Consider the following 21322-nt stretch of genomic DNA (forward strand, 5'->3'; position numbering starts at 1 on the left):
GAAAAGAATATGAACAAGCGATTCATTATCATTAATTTCGCCGCATTTGCCGTCATGCTGTTTCTGTCGACTGGATGCAAGCAGGACGGTAAGCAGGATGCGGTACCGAGTTATCGGGTCATAACAGTATCGTCCATGCCGGTGGAAATATCCGAATCTTATTCCGCCACTATCCGCGGGCGACAAGATGTGGATATCATGCCGCAAATATCCGGCCGCATCACGCGTCTATGCGTGAAGGAGGGCACACGGGTGACGACAGGGCAAGTACTGGCAGTGATAGACCAAACACCCTATCTGGCAGCCTTACGCACAGCTTTGGCTAATGTCAGCGCAGCACGGGCAAAAGCGGAAACGGCACGAATCGAACTGCAAGGTAAGCAAGCCTTGTTTGATGAGAAGGTAATATCCGAATACGACCTTTCTCTTGCCCGAAACCAACTAGCTGTGGCACTTGCCGAACTCCAACAGGCCGAGGCGCAGGAAGCGGATGCACGAAACAACCTCTCTTATACTGAAATCAAAAGTCCGAGTAACGGCGTGGTAGGCACATTGCCCTACCGCATCGGTGCGCTTGTCAGTCCCAACATGGAGCAGCCTTTCACGGTCGTGTCCGACAATGCGGAGATGTATGCCTACTTCTCCGTGTCGGAAAACATGCTGCGACACCTATCCACTCGCTACGGCTCGATTGACAGCCTGATAGCCAAGATGCCGGAAGTGAGCCTGCAACTCAACGACGGTAGTCTGTACAAAGCGAAGGGACGCATCGAGACCGTAAGCGGTGTGGTGGACCCTGCGACCGGAGCGGTGCAGATCAAAGCCCTGTTCCCCAATCCCGAACGCGAACTGCTGAGCGGCAGCATCGGCAACATCGTCCTTCGGAACCCCCAAACGGATGCCATCACCATTCCCATGACCGCCACCGTGGAACTGCAAGACAAAATCATCGCCTACCGACTGAAAAACGGACGGGCGGAAGCTGCCTATCTCACGGTGGACCGCCTGAACGATGGCAACCGGTTTATCGTAAAAGAAGGTCTCTCGGTCGGCGACACCCTCATCGCCGAAGGCGTGGGACTGGTGAGAGAAGGCATGAGCATAACCCCTAAAGACGAAACGAAATGAAGCTACGATTTTTTATAGACCGCCCGGTGTTCTCGGGCGTTATCTCGGTGGTGATTGTGCTGTTGGGCGTCATCGCCATGTTCTCCCTGCCGGTGGAGCAATATCCCGACATCGCCCCGCCCACCATCAATGTATGGGCATCCTATCCCGGAGCCAACGCCGAAACCGTGCAGAAAGCCGTGATAGTGCCGCTGGAAGAAGCCATCAACGGCGTGGAAGACATGACCTATATGACCTCCACGGCATCGAACACGGGAGACGCCTCCATCAACATCTACTTCAAGCAAGGAGCCAATGCCGACATGGCAGCCGTGAACGTGCAGAACCGTGTGAACGCCGCATTGAGCCAGCTTCCGGCAGAAGCCACCAAGACCGGTGTCACCACCGAAAAGCAGCAGAATGCCGAGCTGCTGACCTTTGCCCTCTACTCGCCCGATGACCGCTTCGACCAGACGTTTCTGAACAACTACATGAAAATCAATGTCGAACCGCGACTGAAGCGCATCAGCGGCGTGGGAAAGGCGCAACTGTTCGGCTCCAATTACAGCATGCGCCTCTGGCTGAAGCCCGACCGTATGGCGCAATACGGGCTCATACCCGACGACATATCCGCCGTACTCGCGCGGCAGAACATCGAAGCCGCCACCGGCTCCTTCGGTGCCAATCACCCCACGGCCAACGAATACACAATGAAGTACCGCGGACGCTTGTCCGGTGCCGATGAGTTTGGCGAACTGGTAGTCAAGTCCTTGCCGGGTGGCAACGTGCTTCGGCTGAAAGAGGTTGCCGATGTGGAGCTGGGCGATGAATACTACAACTACTCCTCCCAAGTGAACGGCCATCCGGCAGCCATGATGATGATAAACCAGAAGGCAGGGTCCAATGCGTCGAGCACCATCAACGAGATTCACGAAGTGCTCCACGAACTGGACCGTGACCTGCCCGAAGGAGCGGAATTCGTAGTGCTTACCGACACCAACAAGTTTCTGTATGCCTCCATCCGCTCGGTCATCCGCACCTTGCTGGAGGCGATACTGCTGGTTATCGTAGTGGTATATGTATTCTTGCAGGACATCAAGTCAACGCTTATTCCTGCCATATCCATCTTCGTTTCCATCATCGGCACGTTCGCCGTGATGTCCATGATAGGCTTTTCCATCAACCTGCTCACCCTGTTTGCGCTTGTGCTTGCCATCGGCACCGTGGTCGACGATGCCATCGTGGTGGTGGAAGCGGTGCAGGCGAAGTTTGATGAGGGCTACCAGTCGGCGGTGCTTGCGGCCGATGATGCCATGAAAGACGTTTCATCGGCCATTCTGACCTCTACCATCATCTTTATGGCAGTGTTCTTTCCCGTTGCCATGATGGGCGGCACTTCGGGAGCCTTCTATGCGCAGTTCGGCATCACGATGGCGGTTGCCGTGGGCATCTCGGCCATCAATGCCTTCACCCTCTCACCGGCACTTTGCGCCCTGTTGCTGAAGCCCTATATCGACGAGCACGGCAATACAAAGGACAACTTTGCAGCCCGTTTCCGAAAGGCGTTCAATGCCGTTTTCTACCGTCTGAGCCGACGCTATGTGCGTGGAGTGATGTTCATCCTCCACCGCCGGTGGCTGATGTGGAGCTCTATAGCAGTGTCCTTTGTATTGCTGGTGCTGCTGGTCAACGCCACCAAGACGGGCCTTATCCCCGAAGAAGACACCGGAACGGTCATGGTGAGCATGAATACGAAGCCCGGCACGTCAATGGCGCAGACCGTCAAGGTGATGGAGCGCATCAACAGCCGCCTCGACAGTATCGGCGAGATAGAATACAACGGTGCGGTTGCCGGCTTCTCTTTCAGCGGTTCCGGTCCGTCGCAGGCCATGTATTTCGTGACACTCAAAGACTGGGAACAGCGTGAGGGAGAGGGGCAGTCGGTCAACGACGTCATCGGAAAAATCTATGCCGCCACCTCCGACATCCCTGATGCCACGGTGTTTGCCATGTCGCCCCCAATGATAGCCGGATATGGCATGGGGAACGGCTTTGAGCTCTACTTGCAGGACAAGGCAGGCGGAGACATTACCGCTTTCAAGAAAGAGGCGGACAAGTTTGTCGAGGCCTTGTCGCAGCGGCCCGAAATAGGCGAAGTCTATTCCTCCTTTGCCACAGACTATCCGCAATACTGGGTGGATATCGACGCCGCCAAATGCGAGCAGTCGGGAGTGTCGCCCGCAGAGGTGCTTTCCACCCTGTCGGGCTATTATACCGGACAATATGTTTCCGACTTCAATCGCTTCTCCAAGCTCTACCACGTCACCATGCAGGCTCCGGCGGAATACCGTGTGAATGCAGAGTCCATTCATCATATCTATGTACGCACCTCTGATGGCGGCATGGCACCGTTGAGCCGGTTCGTGCGTCTGACCAAGACCAACGGTCCGTCAGACCTCACCCGCTTCAACCTGTTCAATGCCATCTCCATCAATGGGTCTCCGGCCCGGGGTTACAGTTCGGGGCAGGTGCTCGAAGCCATCAGTGAGACGGCACGCAAGGTTCTCCCGGCAAATTACACCTACGAGTTTGGCGGCATCTCGCGCGAGGAGAGCAAGACAACCAACAATGCCACGCTGATATTCCTGCTCTGTATGGTCCTGGTCTATATGATTCTGTGTGCCTTGTACGAAAGCGTGTTTATTCCCTTTGCGGTTCTGCTGGCAGTGCCTTGCGGGTTGATGGGCAGTTTCCTGTTCGCATGGCTCTTCGGTCTGGAGAACAACATCTACATGCAGACCGGTCTGATTATGATTATCGGCCTGCTTGCCAAGACCGCCATCCTGCTTACCGAATATGCAGGCAAGCGGCGGTCGGAAGGCATGACACTGGCACAAGCGGCATACAGTGCGGCAAAAGTCCGTCTGCGCCCCATCCTGATGACCGTGTTGTCTATGGTGTTCGGCCTTATCCCGCTGATGCTGGCTCACGGAGTGGGTGCCAACGGTAGCCGTTCGCTTGCCACAGGTGTAATCGGCGGAATGATTGTAGGTACATTGGCTCTGTTGTTCCTCGTGCCTTCATTGTTCATCGTCTTCCAATATATCCAAGAACGTATTAAGCATAATTAAATGAAAAAGACAGCAATATATATCATATTGTCAGGATGGATGCTTACCGGCTGTGGCACGTACAGCCGGTATCATCGCCCCGACCTCTCGATGGAGAATCTGTATAGCACCCTTCCGGCAGACGCCGATACCACCACTCTGGCCTCCCTGTCGTGGCGGGAAATGTTTACCGACCCTAAACTTCAGTCCTTGATTGAAACAGGACTTGACCGAAACACAGACCTCAATGTGGCACGGCTACGGGTGGAAGCGGCAGCCTCCGCCTTGCTGACAGCTAAACTCTCCTATCTACCCTCACTCGGACTGAATGCCGAAGGTAATGCCGGCAAGCACGATGGAGCAACGGCAAAGACATATAATGCAGGAGCGACAGCAAGCTGGGAACTGGACATCTTCGGCAACCTCACAGCTGCAAAACGTGGTGCCGCTGCCGCCTTGCAAGGAAGCCGTGATTACCGGCAAGCCGTACAGACTCAGCTTGTCGCCACTATTGCCGACAGTTACTATACCCTTGCCATGCTCGACGCGCAAATGGCAATAAGCCACCGCACCCTTGAAAACTGGCAGACTACCGTGCGCACTCTCGAAGCATTGAAAAAAGCCGGACAGTCAAACGAAGCCGGTGTATTGCAGGCAAAAGCGAACGTGATGCAGCTCGAATCGTCCCTATTATCCATCCGCAAGAGCATCTCCGAAACAGAAAACGCCTTGTTTGCAATACTTGCCATGCCGTCACACTCAATAGCACGAAGTAATCTGGTCGAAGCAGCTTTCCCCGATACCGTCTCTATCGGAGTCCCCTTGCAGTTACTTTCCAACCGTCCCGATGTGCGTCAGGCAGAAATGGAACTGGCGCAGGCGTTCTACACAACCAATGCGGCACGTGCCGCATTCTACCCCCATATCACCCTTTCGGGAACACTTGGATGGACCAATAACGGTGGCGGTATAATCACCAATCCCGGACAATGGTTGCTCAATGCCATCGGTTCCCTGACACAGCCCTTGTTCAATCGAGGCGCAAACATCGCCAACCTGAAGACTGCCCAAATCCGCCAGGAAGAAGCGAAGTTACTGTTCCAACACTCTTTGTTGAACGCAGGCAAAGAGGTAAACGATGCTTTGACCGCATGGCAGACTGCGAAATCGCAACTTGAAATCAATGCTCGGCAGGTGGAAACATTATGCGATGCCGTGCGGAAAACAGAATCACTGATGCGTCATTCCAATATTACCTATCTGGAAGTATTGACCGCCCAGCAATCTCTCCTTGAAGCGGAAGTGCAACAGCTGCAAACTCGTTTTGAACGCATACAAAGTGTAATCAAACTTTATCACGCGTTGGGAGGAGGACGATTTTAATTCGTAAGAGAATAGATGGAATTTGTACGTAAGGCAATAGCATTAAGTCACACTTTCATAATTCTAATAGTAGTAGCCATTGCATTTACTTGTCATAATGAATGGCAGGAAGTGGAAGCATTGGAGGTTGGCAACCGGCATATAGATGAATTCAGGAAGGAGGTAAACCGTATTCATATCCAACTGATAGAGTTTTCGCTATTAGGAGAAACTGCATTGGATTGGGACGAAACGGATTTGGAGAATTACCATGCCCAACGCATTGCATTGGACAGCACATTGTGCCTGTTCAATGAAACTCATGTAATTGGACGTATTGACAGTGTGCGCAGTCTTTTGGAAGATAAGGAACGGCAGATGTTTCAGATTGTTCGGTTAATAGACGAACAACAATCCATCAACAAGAAGATTGCCAGTCAAGTACCTCTCATTGTTCAGACAAGTATGCAGGAACAGCCCAAGAAACCGAAACGAAAAGGGTTCTTGGGCATATTCGGCAAAAAAGAGGAAACGAAGCCGCCGACAACAACAACTACGCTTCGTTCACCCAATAGAAGCATGGTCAGTGAACAGAAAGAGCAAAGCCGTCGATTGTCGGAACAAGCCGACCTGCAAGGGCGGGAAGACGAAATAGTTGCCATGCGTGGAAAGTCATTTATGCAGGTAGGCGGTTTAATGGGATTCGTCCTTCTGCTGTTGTTAATTTCCTACATCATCATACACCGTGATGCAAAGAGTATCAAACAATACAAGCGCAAGACAACGGATTTGATAGGGCAACTGGAACAATCCGTACAACGGAACGAGGCACTGATAGCATCAAGGAAGAAAGCGGTACATACCATCACCCACGAACTGCGCACACCACTAACGGCAATAACAGGTTATACTGAGCTGTTACAGAAAGAGTGCAGCAAGGAGAACAATGTGAATTTTCTTCAAAGCATACAACAATCTTCCGACCGTATGCGGGATATGCTTAACACCCTGCTGGACTTCTTCCGCTTGGACAACGGCAAGGAGCAGCCCAAACTGTTGCCCTGCCGCATCTCCACAATCACGCATACCCTTGAAACGGAGTTCATGCCCGTCGCCATGAACAAGGGGCTTTCCTTGACCGTAAAGAACGGAAACGATGCGGTTGTACTGACCGACAAGGAGCGAATCATCCAAATTGGAAACAATCTGCTGTCAAATGCCATCAAGTTCACGGAGAAAGGCGGTGTGTCGCTGACTATCGATTATACCAACGGAGTGCTGACACTGATTTTCGAGGATACAGGCACAGGCATGACAGAAGATGAACAGCAACGTGTATTTGGGGCATTTGAACGCCTCTCAAACGCCGCCGCAAAAGACGGTTTCGGACTTGGACTTGCCATCGTGCATAACATAGTGGCGATGCTTGACGGCAAAATCCATTTGGAAAGCGAGAAAGGGAAAGGAAGTCGTTTCACAGTGGAAATACCCATGCAGAAAGCCGAAGAAATACCGGAAAAAGAGATACAGACTTATATCCACCGGGAGGAGAGAAACCTCAATGTTGTCGCCATCGACAATGATGAGGTGCTGCTCCTGATGTTGAAAGAGATGTATGCACAGGAGGGAATACATTGCGACACTTGCACCGATGCGGCGGAACTGATGGAAATGATACGCCGAAAAGAATACAACTTGTTGCTGACGGACTTGAATATGCCCGGCATAAACGGCTTCGAGCTGCTGGAACTGCTCCGATCGTCCAATGTTGGCAATTCACAGACAATCCCCGTGGTCGTGGCAACCGCTTCGGGCAGTTGCGATGCGGAGGAACTTTTGGAACGAGGCTTTGCCGGATGCCTGTTCAAACCATTCTCCATATCGGAACTGCTGGAAATTTCCGACAAGTGCGCCATTAAAGCGACACAGGACGGTAAACCGGATTTTTCCGCCTTGTTGTCCTACGGCAATGAAGTTGTCATGCTGGAAAAACTGATAACGGAAACCGAGAAAGAAATGCAGGCGGTACGGGATGCGGCAATGCGAAACGATCTGCAAGAACTTGATGCCTTGACACACCACTTACGCAGTTCGTGGGAGATACTCCGTGCCGACCAGCCGCTGAAGGTGCTTTATGGTGTGCTTCATGGAAAGGATAAGTCCGATAACGAGGCGTTAAGTAATTCCGTGACCACCGTGTTGGATAAAGGAGCGGAGATTATACAGTTGGCAAAGGAGGAAAGGAGAAAATACGAAAATGGATAAGACAAGAATAATCGTGGTGGAGGATAACATCGTGTATTGCGAATATGTCTGCAATCTGCTGGCACGGGAGGGATACAGTACCGTGAAGGCTTACCACCTGTCAACAGCGAAGAAACATCTGCAACAGGCAACGGATGATGATATAGTAGTTTCTGACCTGCGCCTAAACGATGGCAACGGAATAGACCTGCTGCGCTGGATGCGCAAGGAGGGAAAGATGCAGCCGTTCATCATAATGACCGACTACGCCGAAGTGCATACGGCAGTCGAAAGCATGAAACTCGGTTCGATAGACTATATTCCGAAGAAACTGATAGAGGACAAACTCGTCCCCCTTATCCGCTCCATACAGAAAGAGCGTCAGTCGAGACACAGCCGGATGCCCGTTTTCGCCCGTGAAGGTTCCGCCTTTCAGAAAATCATGCACAGGATAAAGTTGGTAGCCGTCACCGACATGAGCGTGATGATATTCGGAGAGAACGGCACAGGCAAGGAGCATATCGCCCACCATCTGCACGACAAGAGCAAACGGGCTGGCAAGCCCTTCGTGGCGGTGGACTGCGGTTCGCTATCCAGAGAACTTGCGCCGTCGGCTTTCTTCGGACACGTCAAAGGCGCGTTCACGGGTGCGGACAGCACCAAGAAAGGATATTTCCATGAGGCGGAAGGAGGCACGCTGTTTCTTGACGAGGTGGGCAACCTTGCGTTGGAGACCCAGCAGATGTTGCTCCGTGCCATACAGGAGAGGCGGTATCGCCCGGTCGGTGACAAATCGGACAAGAGTTTCAACGTCCGCATCATCGCCGCCACCAACGAGGATCTGGAGGCGGCAGTGAGCGAAAAGCGTTTCCGGCAGGATTTACTCTACCGTCTGCAAGACTTCGTGATAACCGTGCCGCCCTTGCGTGACTGTCAGGAGGACATCATGCCGTTGGCGGAGTTCTTCCGCGAGATAGCCAACAAGGAACTGGAGTGCAATGTGAGCGGTTTCAGTTCCGAAGCCCGTAAAGCGTTGCTGACCCACGCATGGCCGGGCAACGTGCGGGAGCTTCGGCAGAAAATCATGGGAGCCGTGTTGCAGGCTCAGGAAGGTGTGGTCACGAAAGAGCATCTTGAACTTGCCGTGACGAAACCGACCTCACCTGTCAGCTTCGCCCTGCGCAATGATGCGGAGGATAAGGAGCGGATAATGCGTGCGTTAAAGCAGACAAACGGCAACCGGAGTGCCGCCGCCGAACTGTTGGGAATAAGCAGAGCTACACTATACAGTAAACTTGAAGAGTATGGACTTAAATATAAATTCAAGCAATCATAACTGATAATCAGACACTGTTTCACTGAGTGTGCCTGAGCAAAAGCTCTAAAAGAAACAGTATCTTATTCGGTTAATGAAAGAGAAAGTCTGATTCTGATTATATATCGACCAAGAACCCAAAGAATACTTTCGGCATTTAAGCTCCTTTATTGTGGTCACCGGAAGTTTAGTCATAAATATACCGTTTTATCATATTTTCAAAATTTCTTTTAAACTCTTGTACTTCGATAGGAATCGAACGTAAAAAGGGATTAAAAACCTTATTACCATTTCGTCCCCAATATTCCAACTGACCATTAAACCATTTTTTTGCATCTTGACGCCCCAACTCACCTCCTGCATTTATTTGTTCCATAGTATAGTCTCGGAAACATAATTGTTTGGTATATCCATTTGCTATATTGCCCCATAATGGATCTGCATCAGAGAGATTATACAAATAGGATGCCAGCAGTCTTTCAGGAGAGTTGTTCCCTGGCAATATTAAAATGTTATCTGCATTTTTTATTTTCTTAAGATACGCCCTATTCATCCTAACATCTCCATCCAATATGATGATAGAATATGGGTGTTTAAATGCAGGTATGTTTTTATTTACAAGTTCAGTTAAGGTTGAACACGGCAGAGTTACATCTACAAAATCTAATATAGATGCTTTAGTCTTTAAAATAGCTTTAACGAATAATATATTTTCATTATCCTCTGTATATACAGTAATTTTGTTTTTCTTACGTTTTTTTCCTTCTGCAACAACATTCAAATCCAATTTAATACCTTTAAAATCTACATTTTGTTTGATTGTTATCTTGTCATCGACTTTCTTTAGATAAAGAATCTTTACCTACTTAGCTGTTTCTTCTTGTTTACTTACTTCTTGAACTAAATCGTCCATAACCTTAAGAAGAGACATTGAATGAGTAGTAAATAAAATTTGCAAATTAAGTTTAGACGCATATTTGCGCAAAATCTTTAATAGCTCAACTTGAGACGCTGGATACATTGTAGCATCCATCTCATCAATGGCAAGAATTCCACCTTTATATTGTTGGGGATATTTGTCATGCAATCTTTTAAAAGAAAATAATGCCAAGATAATTTTGCCCAGATTATCTTGTCCCATAGAGTTTTGATTCCAATCGTATAATTCAGTGGATACGCCTATAGATTGCTTATTTTTTGAGGTTATTGTTGTTGCAGAAGAAATGGGAGTTTGTACTATTAGAATTTTATTGTGTAATTGTTTAAACTCACTTAGTTCCTCTGGAGTTAATAATGTGTCATCAGTTATAATCTTGGCCTCCTCTGCCATAGGAACTAACCGCTTTAAACTTAAAAAGATTGTGGGAAAGGAGATATATCCATCCCCTTCTTGCCTTGCTCCTTTCTTCCAAAATCGCACATTAGGGTCTCCAGTACGTTTGATGCTTTCGACAGTAAAGTCATCTACTCCTATATCAAAAGAAATGGTCCATTCATGACCTTTAGGTCTATCAAAAATGGGCGATAATCTAAACTTATCTTTGAATGCAGAAATATAGCTACCACCACACAAAGGTTTTTCCGCTCTCATTGGATCCTCAGGCTTAAGAGTGAAGGTTTGTGTTACAATACCCAGTAATGTTGACTTTTGAGTTCCGTTTTGTCCTGCAATTGCTGTTAATTGAGAGCCTACTTCAAAGTCTTCATTTTGGAAGCCTCGAAACCTTTCGATATGAATGTGAGTTATTTTCACTTTGTTGAATGATTAAATAATTTGTGTTTGGGAATAACTATATCGTCACAAAATATCATTATTTCTTCACCTTTTCCTGAGTTACTCGCACTATAATTCAATTCAAAACATTGTTGCCTATATTTTGAATATAGGTTGGTTATGAATGGCACATTATCATAAGAGACAATCCACTTACAATTTACTATTGCACCTATAGCATTTGCGATGTTTTGATGGTCTGTGTCATTATAGTAGTTCAGATAAAGCCCTTTTCCTTTTATATAGTATGGCGGGTCTAAATATAATAGAGTATTGTAAGGTAATTCATCTTTTAATCGTTGCACTAAAGTAACAGCATCGTCATTTGTTAGATGAATTCTCTCCGCGTAGTCTGCTATACGTTGAATCCTTTTTATCAAATCTTCTTTGTTAAACCTCGCATCAATCTTGTAATTTCCAGTTTGGTCGTATCCACCTATGATTCCAGCTTTTAAAATTCCTGAACGATTTGTTCTATTTAGGAAGAAAGTGGAAAACCCTAAATTTAATAAATCAACATTTCTATTTTCTTTATTCTGCTGAAACTCTTTTTGCTTAAACCATGTTTCGACATTTATGGGAGTATCCTTAATTAATTGGCAAAGAGCATCCGTGTTATTAAGAACACTATACCAAAAGGCATAAATAGATATGTCTTTATCGTTTATATATATATCACTAACATATTCATTAAAGAGCAAGGATAAAGCAACAGAACCACCTCCTACATATGGCTCAACATAAGTACCATCAAGCAATGCATTTTCTTTGATTAAACACTGTACGAAATCAGCGACTTTTGCCTTTCCACCGGGATATCTTAAAGGTGATAAAAACTCCATAATGTCATTCTTTATTTATAGATTCCCATAATTGGATAAAAAAACTTTCTATGTTGTCCCATCCTATAATCAAATTGTCTGCTTTAGGATAGAAAAACTCATTATGAACATATGCATTCAAGGATTCAATGGATAGGACTGAATTTTTATCATTTATTTCAGACCTTATACCTTTAGATAAATCATTACTCATTGTTCCTAATTGGGTCATATGATTTAATACTTTACAAACTTTCCCGTTCAAATCCTCTTTGGAAGAACACGCAGTTATAGCATTGTTTTTTACCAAATCATATCTTTCCAAATAAGCATCAACTGACAATTCTAAAAACACTCTCAGCAGTACAGAAGATGCATTAGGACATGTTTTAACTTGGATATGTTTTAACTCCTCAAAAATTTTATTGATTTTGGGGTTGTTGATATGCAAAATCAAAGTCTTGGGCACTAAGCCAGCTCTGTTTCTAGCTTTCTGATTATTAGCCTTTTTTATTTCTCTGCGTTCACTATTTATTAATACCTGCCCTTTATTGTCTACAATATCTTGAACACTCCATTGTTCAGACGCTTCATTAGATAGGTCTGGCTTTTGGTTCGTGTCAAAATTGTCAATATATTGCTTCCTTTTTTCTCTATTATAGATTTCTGAAACTTTGAATTCTGGATTAAGAATATCCGTAACAACTTTTATAAGCCCCTTGACGACTTCTGACACTTCAACCTTTGAAACTAAAGTTCCATTGTTAATTCCCAAACCAAGGTGTTCTCTAACATAAGGGTCTGACATCAAACGTTGCAGGTTGGTAATATTTAGTTTGGATAACGAATCCTTAATCGTATCAGAAACATTATCTTGTGATTTCAATAAAGTGATAATTTGCAATGGAATCGATGATTTTCCTTCTGTCTTCTCCTCGAATCTTTGCTTTTGTTGAGCATTCCAAGTAACTGTACCGATACCATTCAGCTCTCCCGAGTGTTTACGTTTTATCCAAATATCAGCTTCCGTTGGGTTTTCAAAAACAGCGCAAGCAATATTCTTCAATTCAGAAATAGCATTAGGATTTTCTTTTTGCAATTTCTGAAATTTTTTCCTTAAAGAAATGTACTTGTCATCAATTAATGTTGGATTGTTTAATAATTTTAATGATGTTATTCTCCTATTACCTTCGAGTACTATATATTTGTTGTTATCTTCGTTAGGCGTTACAATGATTAAATCGACTGGACTAAGACCATTAGTTACAATATCGTCTACAAGAGAATATAATTTATCCCCTTGGTCCTCTACCATCTTGTCTATCGCTTCCTTTTGTGAAGACAGAGGCTCAAATCTATAATTTTCAGTATTGACAAATAGTGATGTCAATTTTATTGTTTTTACAACCATGGTAACACTCATACTTATTAAAGTACAAAATTACTCATTTTTAGTGAAGTTAGCAGTAATTGAGCAATAAAAATATATGGAATTCACTTTTTGTAGGCTAAAACCTATTATAATCCAATTATAATGCCTATCTTTGTAATGCTAAAAGGCGTTCTTTTGAATTACTGCAAAACGAAGTGGAATACAGATTTTCGCTGGTTTCTAAATCGTTACCTGTCAAACTGGGATATTTTGTAAGCTATTGATTTTTAAGAAAAAAGAAAATACACTATGGCTTCTTACGTGAAAGGTCACTTTCTTGTTCTTGATGCCGGCGGCTAAAGTCCAGCCTTTTAATACCTGACATATAATCGTGAGGCTAGGTAGATGGAATATCAAGCTGACCCTGTCATTGTCATTCTCCCTTGCGGGAAGGTATTTTATCGCTTCCTCGGACAATGGGAGATAAATAGCCTCTTTCGTCTTTCTCTGTATGATCTGTAAACGGAATTTATCATTTCCTTCTTTTTGCATATCTTCCCATCTAAGAGCGGTCAAGTCGCTGATCCGGAGTCCGCAGAAACAGCAGAACAGAAAAGCCTTTTTTACCTCTGGGCATGCGCAATCTGTCCGGATTAACCTCTTTAGTTCCTCTAGGGTCAAATAAGTACGCAGGCTGGTAGGTTTGTGGGGTTTTTCGTCTGTATCCAGCGAACCACAAGGATTCGAGAGGATCAGCCCTTTTTTGACCGCCTTATTGAGTGTGACATTCAGGAGCCGGTAATAACCGTGAATCGTGAAGTCGCTTTTGAGGTTGGGTTGTTTACGCAAGTGAGCGATGAAACCTTTCACGAAACCGGTATCTATGTCTTTAAGCAAGCATTGCGGCATATAGTCTCTAAGATGATTGGCCAGACTTCTTAATCGTAGGGAATAGGCTTTGTCGCCATGCGCGGATTTATCGGTGTACAATTCCGAGAGGAATTCTAAAAGTGTTTTTTTCCCGAGCCCGTTTATCATACGGACACCATAAATCTCGTTCTGAAGATCAATGATCCGTTGTGCCTTGATACTATTGGCCAAGCGCAAAGTGATCCGGTTCTTATCACGGTCTTCAGGGAAACGTTCCGGGGTGAGGTAGAGCTTGAGGAACTCATAATACCTCTTTCCTTTGTAATAGATGTCCAGATATATGGACTGGTTCGCATTCGACAGTTTCTTGAACCGGAGCTTTACGGGCTCTTTCGCTTTCACCTCATTCTTTTTTCTTGCCATGATTTTGCTGAATTTAAGTGATTATGTAAGTTTTTCAGTATAGTATTTCCTAATTTCAAGGAAATATCAATATGTTTGTTTCCTGTAATTTAGGAAATAAATCCTATCTTTGTCCTATAAAAAAAGAAAATCATGAGGAAAGATGTCATCAAATCTCTTATTGCCATCAAGCAAAGCGAAATTCCGTTTGATGTGATTGAGCGAGACATAAAGTTACCGATCAACCGAAACAAGATCATTACGGTTCCGGGTGTGCGTCGTTGCGGTAAGTCCACATTAATGGAGATCGCTATCAATGGGCTTGTCCGTGAAGGGGTTTCCCCTAGAAATATATTATGGCTAGGGTTTGATGATGAGCGTTTGAAAAATATGTCATCCGATGATTTGGATGATGTGATAGTTTCATACATGGAGATGTTTCCGGATATACCCATAAAAGATGTGTATATGTTTTTCGACGAGATTCAATTGATTAAGGATTGGGAATACTTCGTCTTGCGTGTCTATAAATCTTATTGTAAGAACATTTATATGTGCGGAAGCAATGCTACCATGCTGTCCACAGAGTTAAGTTCGGCTCTGCGCGGATATCCCTTGGAATACGAGACCTACCCGCTTTCGTTCAATGAATATTGCCGCTTCAAGGGGATCACCACTAATAGCTATTTGGAACAGGACAGGGCTAGATTGAAGATGGCTTTCGAGGCATACAATCAAGCAAGCGCTTTTCCCGAAATCGTATTGACGTCATCCCGGTCGGAGCAGTTGAAACTGCTTCACGGCTATTTCGACACGATGATATTGAAAGACTTGGCCGAACATTACAAGATATCCAATACGGGTGTGGTACGGTATTTCGTCAAGCGCGTCATGGCCAATCTCACCAAGCCTACCTCCATCAATGCCATCTACAAGGACATCAAGTCCCAAGGGCTTAAAGTCAGTAAGGATGACCTGTATCTTTGGGCTGATTATATCTGTAACATCTTCATGTTCGCACGAATCTCCAAATACGACCGTTCGCTGGTAAAGGAACAGAAATCGCTTGATAAATACTACTGTATAGATAACGGTATGCGTGGTGCCGTGCTTATGCCGCAGAGCAACGACAATGGGAAAAATCTGGAAAACACCGTGTTCATGCAACTGAACCGGATGCGGCTCCCTTCGGACAAGATTGCCTACTATCAAGGAAATTGTGAGTGCGATTTTGTGCTTCAACGGGAGGATAACGTGATACAACTCATACAGGTCACTTGGGATATGGTGGATGCGAGTACGAGAGAAAGGGAAATCAAAGGCTTGCTGGAAGCCGCCTCGGTGACCGGATGCGAGAATCTTATCATTGTCACGAAAGACGAGGAAAATACATTCAATAGAGAAGGCAAGGAGATCAAGGTGATCCCTGCATGGAAATGGGTCTTGCTTTTTTCTTGCCATGATTTTGCTGAATTTAAGTGATTATGTATATTTGTTACTAGGATGATCCGAGTACCATCCCGGTAGCATAAAATACACGGATTGAGCCTTTTTCTATAGGTGAAAGTTGCAAAAGGTAGGGAAACCTATCACTTTTATGAAATTGATACATTTGTCTCTTATTATAGAGAGTTCTGCCTATCAGCGCCACGATATATCCTTCCTATTTTTGCCACATATTAAATGTGGAAATAAAAAAATATTATACAATGAGATTCAAGAGATATATTCTTTTATCGTTGGTGTTATGTGGTCTGGTCGCTTGTTCGGACGATAACACGATAGAGATTCCGGAAGCGCCGGTACTGGAGAAAGCGCAACTGGCCTTGGCGATCAAGAGCGAGAAGGGTGCGATGACGAAGGCGGGAGAGGAGGCTACTCCTACGGACGCGGACGTGAATACGCTTACGGTCGGGGTGTTCGGTACGGGTTGGAGTATGGTATATACGGTGAGCGGTGAGGACATAACGACCTCTACAAGTACAGATGTGACCACGCAAGAAATCGGTCCGAAAGAGGTATATGCGGGTGCGGCAGAAGTTGTTGTCGTGGCCAATGCTTCGGCAAATGTTCAGGCAGCGTTGGCCAATGCCGGTACGAAAGACGCGTTTCTTGCTACGGTGATTAAGCTGGAGGAGGAAACTCTGAAAAAAGGTTTGACTATGAGCAGCGAGGTGCTTACAGTAACTTTGGTCGCGAATACGACTAATTATATTGGTTATAGTACGAAGCCGGGCGATATAACCGTAGGAGGTCAAGCCGGTAAAGAAGTTTACGGAGCAGGCCCGGTTAAATTAGTCCGCGATGTCGCTTCGATCGCTTTGAAAGAATTTAAGGTAGATAATCTGGAAAATGCGAATTATATAAGTAAAGGCTTCGTTTTAAAAGAAGTCTTTATCGCTAGCGCGAAAGGTGTTTCTAATGTGGCTTCCGCATCCAATTGGGGGGGGATAGAGAAAACATTTGACTTTACAAACACAGGTTTTGGATATTCAAATTATATGGTAGGTAAAGAATTCTCAGGATCTCCGAATATCGACGAGGGTTCTTATAAAAAAGGAACTCAGACAAAAAGAGATGAATTAGCAAAGGCTCATACAAAAGACAATACAGCCTTGAATCATGAATTCTATGTCTATGAAAATAAATTGGGAGAGATCGCTGAAGCGGACAAAGCTTCCGCGAACCGGGATTACGCTAACCACACCTTATTGATCGTAAAAGGAGATTATACCTATCTGCCGAATGGTTTGGCTGATACTGAAACTAATTATGTGAAAAAAGAAAATTGTTATTATGCGATACCTCTAGGAGCGGAAGTTACGATTGACGGGAAAACTGGAACTCAAAAAGGTTTCTATGTTCAACGTAACTACAAATACGCGATCTCTTTAACGATTATCGGCCCCGGTTCCGAGATCCCATACGACCCGATGATCTCCACCAATGTGAGCGCATCCGTGAAAGTGGAGCCATGGAACGTGAAGACTATCCATGAGGAAGTAGAATAAAGCAATATTGGGTAAAATAATTGATAAGAAAAAATTAGGATTATGAAACACATACTGTTTATAAAGGAATTGCTTCTCTTAGTTGTGGCTTTGTTCGTTATGATAGCGACTAGCTGCATCAAGGAGGATTTGGATCAATGCTATACGCTCAAACTGAAGGTCGAGAATATCAAGGGAGATGATATAACGGAATACGGATGGATGGAATCTACCGATCTGTATATATTCGACGAGAATCTGAATTACTTGGAGAAACGTCGCTTGGATAAGAACTTTATCCGTTCCCGCAATGAGATCGTATTGGATGGCTATACCGCCGATCGTAGTCTACGTATCGTGGCATGGGGCAACGTGAATGCCTTGGGTGAAAAGCAATCCGTATCGGAGGCCCAGACCATAGAGGACTTGAAAGTGATGTTGAAAAGCCAAGATGGTTTGGCGGTTACCCCGGATAGCCTTTATTATGGTAGCGAACAAGTGTTGACAAAAGCCGGAGGCGTAGCGAAGGAGACTGAGATCGTGATTCGTCCGAAAGTGGGTACGGTCACGATCGAGACCCGAGGGTTGCAAGAGCAACTCGGCAGGATGGGGTTGAGAAGTTCCGCGGATTGCGACTTCTACTTGAATAATACATTAAGTGGTTTTGATTACCGTGGCACGCAGATTGGCGATAGCGTATATTATAATCCGGAAGGTGCGTGGAACGAGTCCGGGGTTGAATGGATAACTCCTACTATGCAAACCGCTTGTCCGGGACAGGATATGGCTGTGTCGATAAGCGCCAATGGAGTATCGTTAGGCTCGGCCAAGGTAGACGAGAACGGTGATCCTATTTATACGAGCGCGGGAGAGAATACCCATCTGATCCTTGAATGGGGTGAGGGCGGAACCTTATCCGTCCGGGCAACCGTTCGTCCTTGGGGAGTAGTGGAAGAAGATATTCCGATGCATTAAAGGGTACCTCATCATATATAAATAAGAAATACGATACGAACATGAAATTATTAGCGAACATATTTTTATCCGGTTTGGCGATTCTCGCTTGTGTGAGTTGTTCTAAAGATGAGGATCCGGTTCTTCCCTTAGAAGGCGCTAAGCTGTCCGTCGCTGTCAAGGCGTCCGGTACGGCTACGAAAGCCTATAATCCCAATGACGTGAATGAGTTGGAGGGTGAGGCTTATATCAATAATTTGGCAGTGGTAGTATTTAATGAGACCGGCACGGAACTGCTCGGTTATAAATGGGAGGCTCTTTCCGGGGCGGAACATTCCGCCATAATAGCCGATGTGCCGACAACGAAGGCTGTCCGGGTACGGATCATTGTCTTGGCGAACGTACCGAGAGATTTATTATCTACCGTTTCTACATATGATGAGTTCCAGACTCGCTTGGTAGACCTCTCCTCGCAATCGCAAACGAACCTAACGATGAGTAGTCAAGTGATCGTTACAAAATCCACTTTATCTGAGGAAGATAACTATTTAGGATATACGGATCTTGGCGATCAGAATGTGGATGGCATCTCCGACCCGATCCTTTTGACCCGTGTAGCCGCACGTATTGATTTGGTGAATATATCCACTCGTTTTGCCGGAACGCCGTTCGCCGGACGTGAGGTGCGAATCGATGCGGTAGGCATCTACAATATGAAGACAAAGTCTTACTATTTCAGTGAGGCGGATTGGGGAGAGACAGAGGCTCCCGATGCCGTGCGAAATTCGGAAGATACCTCGTTCGAGGATCTGTTGGTAAATGATGGCACTTCGATATCCAATACGCCATTCGTTCATTATGTAATGGAAAATATGAAAAGCGACGATCACACGATGATCGCCGTAAAAGCTACCTTACGGGGAAATTCCAGTTATCAGGACCATACGAAAATCTTCACGGCGGTGATCAATGCGGGTGGCTTGCAGAACGGCTATGATCATAATTTCATCCGTCGCAACTACGTTTACCGTCTCCGTATTTATTTTGACGGCGAAAGTTTCGACAATATTCCCGTAACGCCAGACCCGGGCCCAGGTCCGGATCCGGAACCCGAGGTAGATACCAACTTGAATATAGCCGTGCAGGTAGTAGGCTGGGGCCCGGTAATGCAGCATCCGGTAATAGACTAAATTATGGAATCATAGGGAATGAAATTTAGTATAAACAAGAAAAAACAAAAGGATATGAAACTAAGACATTTATTATTAGCCTCCTTCGCCGCATGCACTTTCGCCTCCTGCTCGGACGATAGCTCGAATGGCATCGAGATACCGGAAGAGAACTATCAGATGATAGATGCGAACGTCTCTCTTACCGCTACGGCTTTGGATGGGATACAGACAAAAGGTGCAACGGAAGAGGGCGGTGATGCTGTGCTAGAATCTGGCAGTAATAACGAGCAATTTATTAATGAACTAACCGCCTATTTGTTCTATGTAGACAATGGGGGGAACGAGGATGCATATAAATTCGCCGCTATGAAAACGGTAACTTCGGATGGCACCAACTCCGTGAAAACCATTGAGGATATCGTTGTTAAGGTAAAGGCTACGGCGGCAGGTGAACTTTCCGATACGCAATTGAAAGTGATATTTCTGGCGAATACGAAACTTGCTACGCCTCCTTCTAATTTGGGGGATATGAAAACTGCCGAACTTGAAGATCTCGTTGATTTTTCGTATGTGCATATGGGTGGTATGCGATACTATGTACCGATGTTCAGCCAGATAGTTACGATTGGTGGAGGTAGTAGTTATAAGCTTCTGGCAGGAACAACATATGATAATTGGGTGAAAGGAGCTACAGCCCCTTCTATTATATATACAAACAATGCGGCAGTAGGTGCAGCACATAGGGTGATTGAGAAAACAAGTGGAGCGGAAGGATGGACTGAAAAAAGTTCCTCTTATGATCCGGCAAGTATTCCAGATGCTGATAAAATCCCATTAACCCGCCATGTAGCCCGTGTCCAACTTCAAGCTATTGATTGCGACTTCAAGAACAATTATGCTAACGCGTCATTTGAGTTGAAAGATGTATATATTGCGAACGCTAGCAATACTTCCCTTATCTATGCTGACGCGGAACCGTATAGTTTGGACAATGCTAAAGCGTATTCTCATGGTTGTAGCTATAACCGGGATGACTATTTCTTAGTGAACGGTAGTAAAAATGTAGCTTCTTTACATTGTGAAATGGATGAGGGGGTACTTATCGCAATGACGGGTCATAGTCATTCTTCTAATTTGAACGCCGATGGTTCCATAGATTATAATGCTAAAAATTGGTTCTCTTTTAATGATCAAACGATTCGCGGTGATGAACAAGGACGTAAAGATATGCCTCAATTTTATGTGTTTGAAATGAAGGGGGATAAAGATATGCCTTCAGATCCGGGTAAAAGTGATACTCCATCTGGATATATACAGACCATGTTAATTCTTCGAGGCGATTGGTATCCAAAAGGAAAAACGGAAGGACTCGGTAATGATGTGGTTAAAAAAGATCGCTACTACCGTATACCAATTAAGCAAGATGCGGCTAGTGGCATTATTGGTGTACAACGTAATACCATCTATAAGATATACGCTACGATAACCGGTGAAGGCTCAAAGGACCCTGACACAAGCGAGTTGAACGCTTGTATCAGTTTCAGTATTAAGGTTGAGCCTTGGACGGTCATCACGCAAACCGAGACAGACGTGAATTGATTAAACTCTTTCATAACGATTAATAGCGAGAACGGGGTTCGGAATTTCCGGGCTCCGTTTTTTTGTCCTATGATGGATGGATTTGCACCCTGCATAGGTATCCCTATCGCCTAAGATAGCTTTAACCACACCCTTAAAATGCTATTTCCAATATGCTAGTTTTACCCCTTAAAGTTGAAAGTTACGCCTATCGTGTCGAATAATGGATTCCTCTAATTTTGCTAGCGTAA

The 21322-nt window shown here is 45.4% G+C and carries 15 protein-coding genes; 10 read left to right on the top strand and 5 right to left on the bottom strand.

The genetic code is table 11. The annotated features are described in order from the left end of the window. Positions 1 to 9 precede the first annotated feature (9 nt). Genes ACYIA1_RS18735 through ACYIA1_RS18755 form a run of 5 tightly spaced genes read left to right on the top strand, consistent with a single transcriptional unit; the run spans position 10 to position 9159 of the window. A complete protein-coding gene (locus ACYIA1_RS18735) occupies positions 10 to 1128 on the top strand; it encodes an efflux RND transporter periplasmic adaptor subunit (protein ID WP_004312628.1) in 1119 nt (372 codons plus the stop codon). Continuing rightward, positions 1125 to 4238 carry an efflux RND transporter permease subunit gene (locus ACYIA1_RS18740; protein ID WP_005822092.1) on the top strand — a complete coding sequence of 1038 codons (3114 nt, stop codon included), beginning with the start codon at positions 1125 to 1127 and terminating at the stop codon, positions 4236 to 4238. Before ACYIA1_RS18735 ends, ACYIA1_RS18740 begins: the two co-directional genes overlap by 4 nt. Further along, complete coding sequence (locus ACYIA1_RS18745) at positions 4239 to 5600, top strand: efflux transporter outer membrane subunit (protein ID WP_004312631.1); 1362 nt, start codon at positions 4239 to 4241, stop codon at positions 5598 to 5600. It abuts the gene before it with no gap. 15 nt (positions 5601 to 5615) lie between these two features. After that, positions 5616 to 7844, top strand: a complete 2229-nt coding sequence (locus ACYIA1_RS18750) for an ATP-binding protein (RefSeq protein ID WP_217315537.1) — start codon at positions 5616 to 5618, stop codon at positions 7842 to 7844. Then, entirely contained in the window at positions 7837 to 9159 is a 1323-nt protein-coding gene (locus ACYIA1_RS18755; protein WP_004312633.1) for a sigma-54-dependent transcriptional regulator, read from the top strand. The genes ACYIA1_RS18750 and ACYIA1_RS18755 overlap by 8 nt, the downstream gene beginning before the upstream one ends. Positions 9160 to 9325: 166 nt before the next feature. Here the strand turns inward: ACYIA1_RS18755 and ACYIA1_RS18760 are convergent, their stop codons facing one another. The 5 genes from ACYIA1_RS18760 to ACYIA1_RS18780 form a co-directional block, all read right to left on the bottom strand. Next, the gene (locus ACYIA1_RS18760) at positions 9326 to 9925 is read right to left on the bottom strand and encodes a hypothetical protein (RefSeq protein WP_008640975.1); all 600 of its coding nucleotides are present in this window, start codon (positions 9923 to 9925) and stop codon (positions 9326 to 9328) included. Positions 9926 to 10000: 75 nt separating this feature from the next. After that, on the bottom strand, positions 10001 to 10891 hold the full coding sequence (locus ACYIA1_RS18765; protein ID WP_004312636.1) for an AAA family ATPase: 891 nt from the start codon (positions 10889 to 10891) through the stop codon (positions 10001 to 10003). Next, the gene (locus ACYIA1_RS18770; protein WP_004312637.1) at positions 10888 to 11754 is read right to left on the bottom strand and encodes a DNA adenine methylase; all 867 of its coding nucleotides are present in this window, start codon (positions 11752 to 11754) and stop codon (positions 10888 to 10890) included. The genes ACYIA1_RS18765 and ACYIA1_RS18770 overlap by 4 nt, the downstream gene beginning before the upstream one ends. 4 nt (positions 11755 to 11758) lie before the next feature. Then, positions 11759 to 13144: a hypothetical protein gene (locus ACYIA1_RS18775; RefSeq protein WP_004312638.1), complete on the bottom strand. Its 1386-nt coding sequence runs from the start codon at positions 13142 to 13144 to the stop codon at positions 11759 to 11761. Positions 13145 to 13360: 216 nt separating this feature from the next. Then, positions 13361 to 14398, bottom strand: a complete 1038-nt coding sequence (locus tag ACYIA1_RS18780; protein ID WP_480336235.1) for a phage integrase SAM-like domain-containing protein — start codon at positions 14396 to 14398, stop codon at positions 13361 to 13363. A 132-nt stretch (positions 14399 to 14530) separates the two neighbouring features. On the opposite strand from ACYIA1_RS18780, the gene ACYIA1_RS18785 reads away from it, so the two are divergent. From ACYIA1_RS18785 to ACYIA1_RS18805, 5 genes are all read left to right on the top strand, one after another. Next, on the top strand, positions 14531 to 15859 hold the full coding sequence (locus ACYIA1_RS18785; RefSeq protein WP_211738937.1) for an ATP-binding protein: 1329 nt from the start codon (positions 14531 to 14533) through the stop codon (positions 15857 to 15859). 227 nt (positions 15860 to 16086) lie between these two features. Next, a complete protein-coding gene (locus ACYIA1_RS18790) occupies positions 16087 to 17388 on the top strand; it encodes a fimbrial protein (protein ID WP_480336237.1) in 1302 nt (433 codons plus the stop codon). Between the two features lie 42 nt (positions 17389 to 17430). Continuing rightward, positions 17431 to 18342 (top strand): FimB/Mfa2 family fimbrial subunit, encoded by a 912-nt coding sequence (locus tag ACYIA1_RS18795; RefSeq protein WP_480336239.1) that lies wholly within the window; start codon positions 17431 to 17433, stop codon positions 18340 to 18342. A 41-nt stretch (positions 18343 to 18383) separates the two neighbouring features. Next, entirely contained in the window at positions 18384 to 19511 is a 1128-nt protein-coding gene (locus ACYIA1_RS18800) for a fimbrial protein (protein WP_480336241.1), read from the top strand. Between the two features lie 54 nt (positions 19512 to 19565). Further along, complete coding sequence (locus ACYIA1_RS18805) at positions 19566 to 21092, top strand: fimbrial protein (RefSeq protein WP_480336243.1); 1527 nt, start codon at positions 19566 to 19568, stop codon at positions 21090 to 21092. Positions 21093 to 21322 lie beyond the last annotated feature (230 nt).

Source organism: Parabacteroides sp. KHUB-02, assembly GCF_056640955.1.

Coding starts and splice junctions, on each gene's coding strand:
- ACYIA1_RS18735 (WP_004312628.1), top strand. CDS start 10: ATGAACAAGCGATTCATTATCATTAATTTCGCCGCATTTGCCGTCATG.
- ACYIA1_RS18740 (WP_005822092.1), top strand. CDS start 1,125: ATGAAGCTACGATTTTTTATAGACCGCCCGGTGTTCTCGGGCGTTATC.
- ACYIA1_RS18745 (WP_004312631.1), top strand. CDS start 4,239: ATGAAAAAGACAGCAATATATATCATATTGTCAGGATGGATGCTTACC.
- ACYIA1_RS18750 (WP_217315537.1), top strand. CDS start 5,616: ATGGAATTTGTACGTAAGGCAATAGCATTAAGTCACACTTTCATAATT.
- ACYIA1_RS18755 (WP_004312633.1), top strand. CDS start 7,837: ATGGATAAGACAAGAATAATCGTGGTGGAGGATAACATCGTGTATTGC.
- ACYIA1_RS18770 (WP_004312637.1), bottom strand. CDS start 11,754: ATGGAGTTTTTATCACCTTTAAGATATCCCGGTGGAAAGGCAAAAGTC.
- ACYIA1_RS18775 (WP_004312638.1), bottom strand. CDS start 13,144: ATGGTTGTAAAAACAATAAAATTGACATCACTATTTGTCAATACTGAA.
- ACYIA1_RS18780 (WP_480336235.1), bottom strand. CDS start 14,398: ATGGCAAGAAAAAAGAATGAGGTGAAAGCGAAAGAGCCCGTAAAGCTC.
- ACYIA1_RS18785 (WP_211738937.1), top strand. CDS start 14,531: ATGAGGAAAGATGTCATCAAATCTCTTATTGCCATCAAGCAAAGCGAA.
- ACYIA1_RS18790 (WP_480336237.1), top strand. CDS start 16,087: ATGAGATTCAAGAGATATATTCTTTTATCGTTGGTGTTATGTGGTCTG.
- ACYIA1_RS18795 (WP_480336239.1), top strand. CDS start 17,431: ATGAAACACATACTGTTTATAAAGGAATTGCTTCTCTTAGTTGTGGCT.
- ACYIA1_RS18800 (WP_480336241.1), top strand. CDS start 18,384: ATGAAATTATTAGCGAACATATTTTTATCCGGTTTGGCGATTCTCGCT.
- ACYIA1_RS18805 (WP_480336243.1), top strand. CDS start 19,566: ATGAAACTAAGACATTTATTATTAGCCTCCTTCGCCGCATGCACTTTC.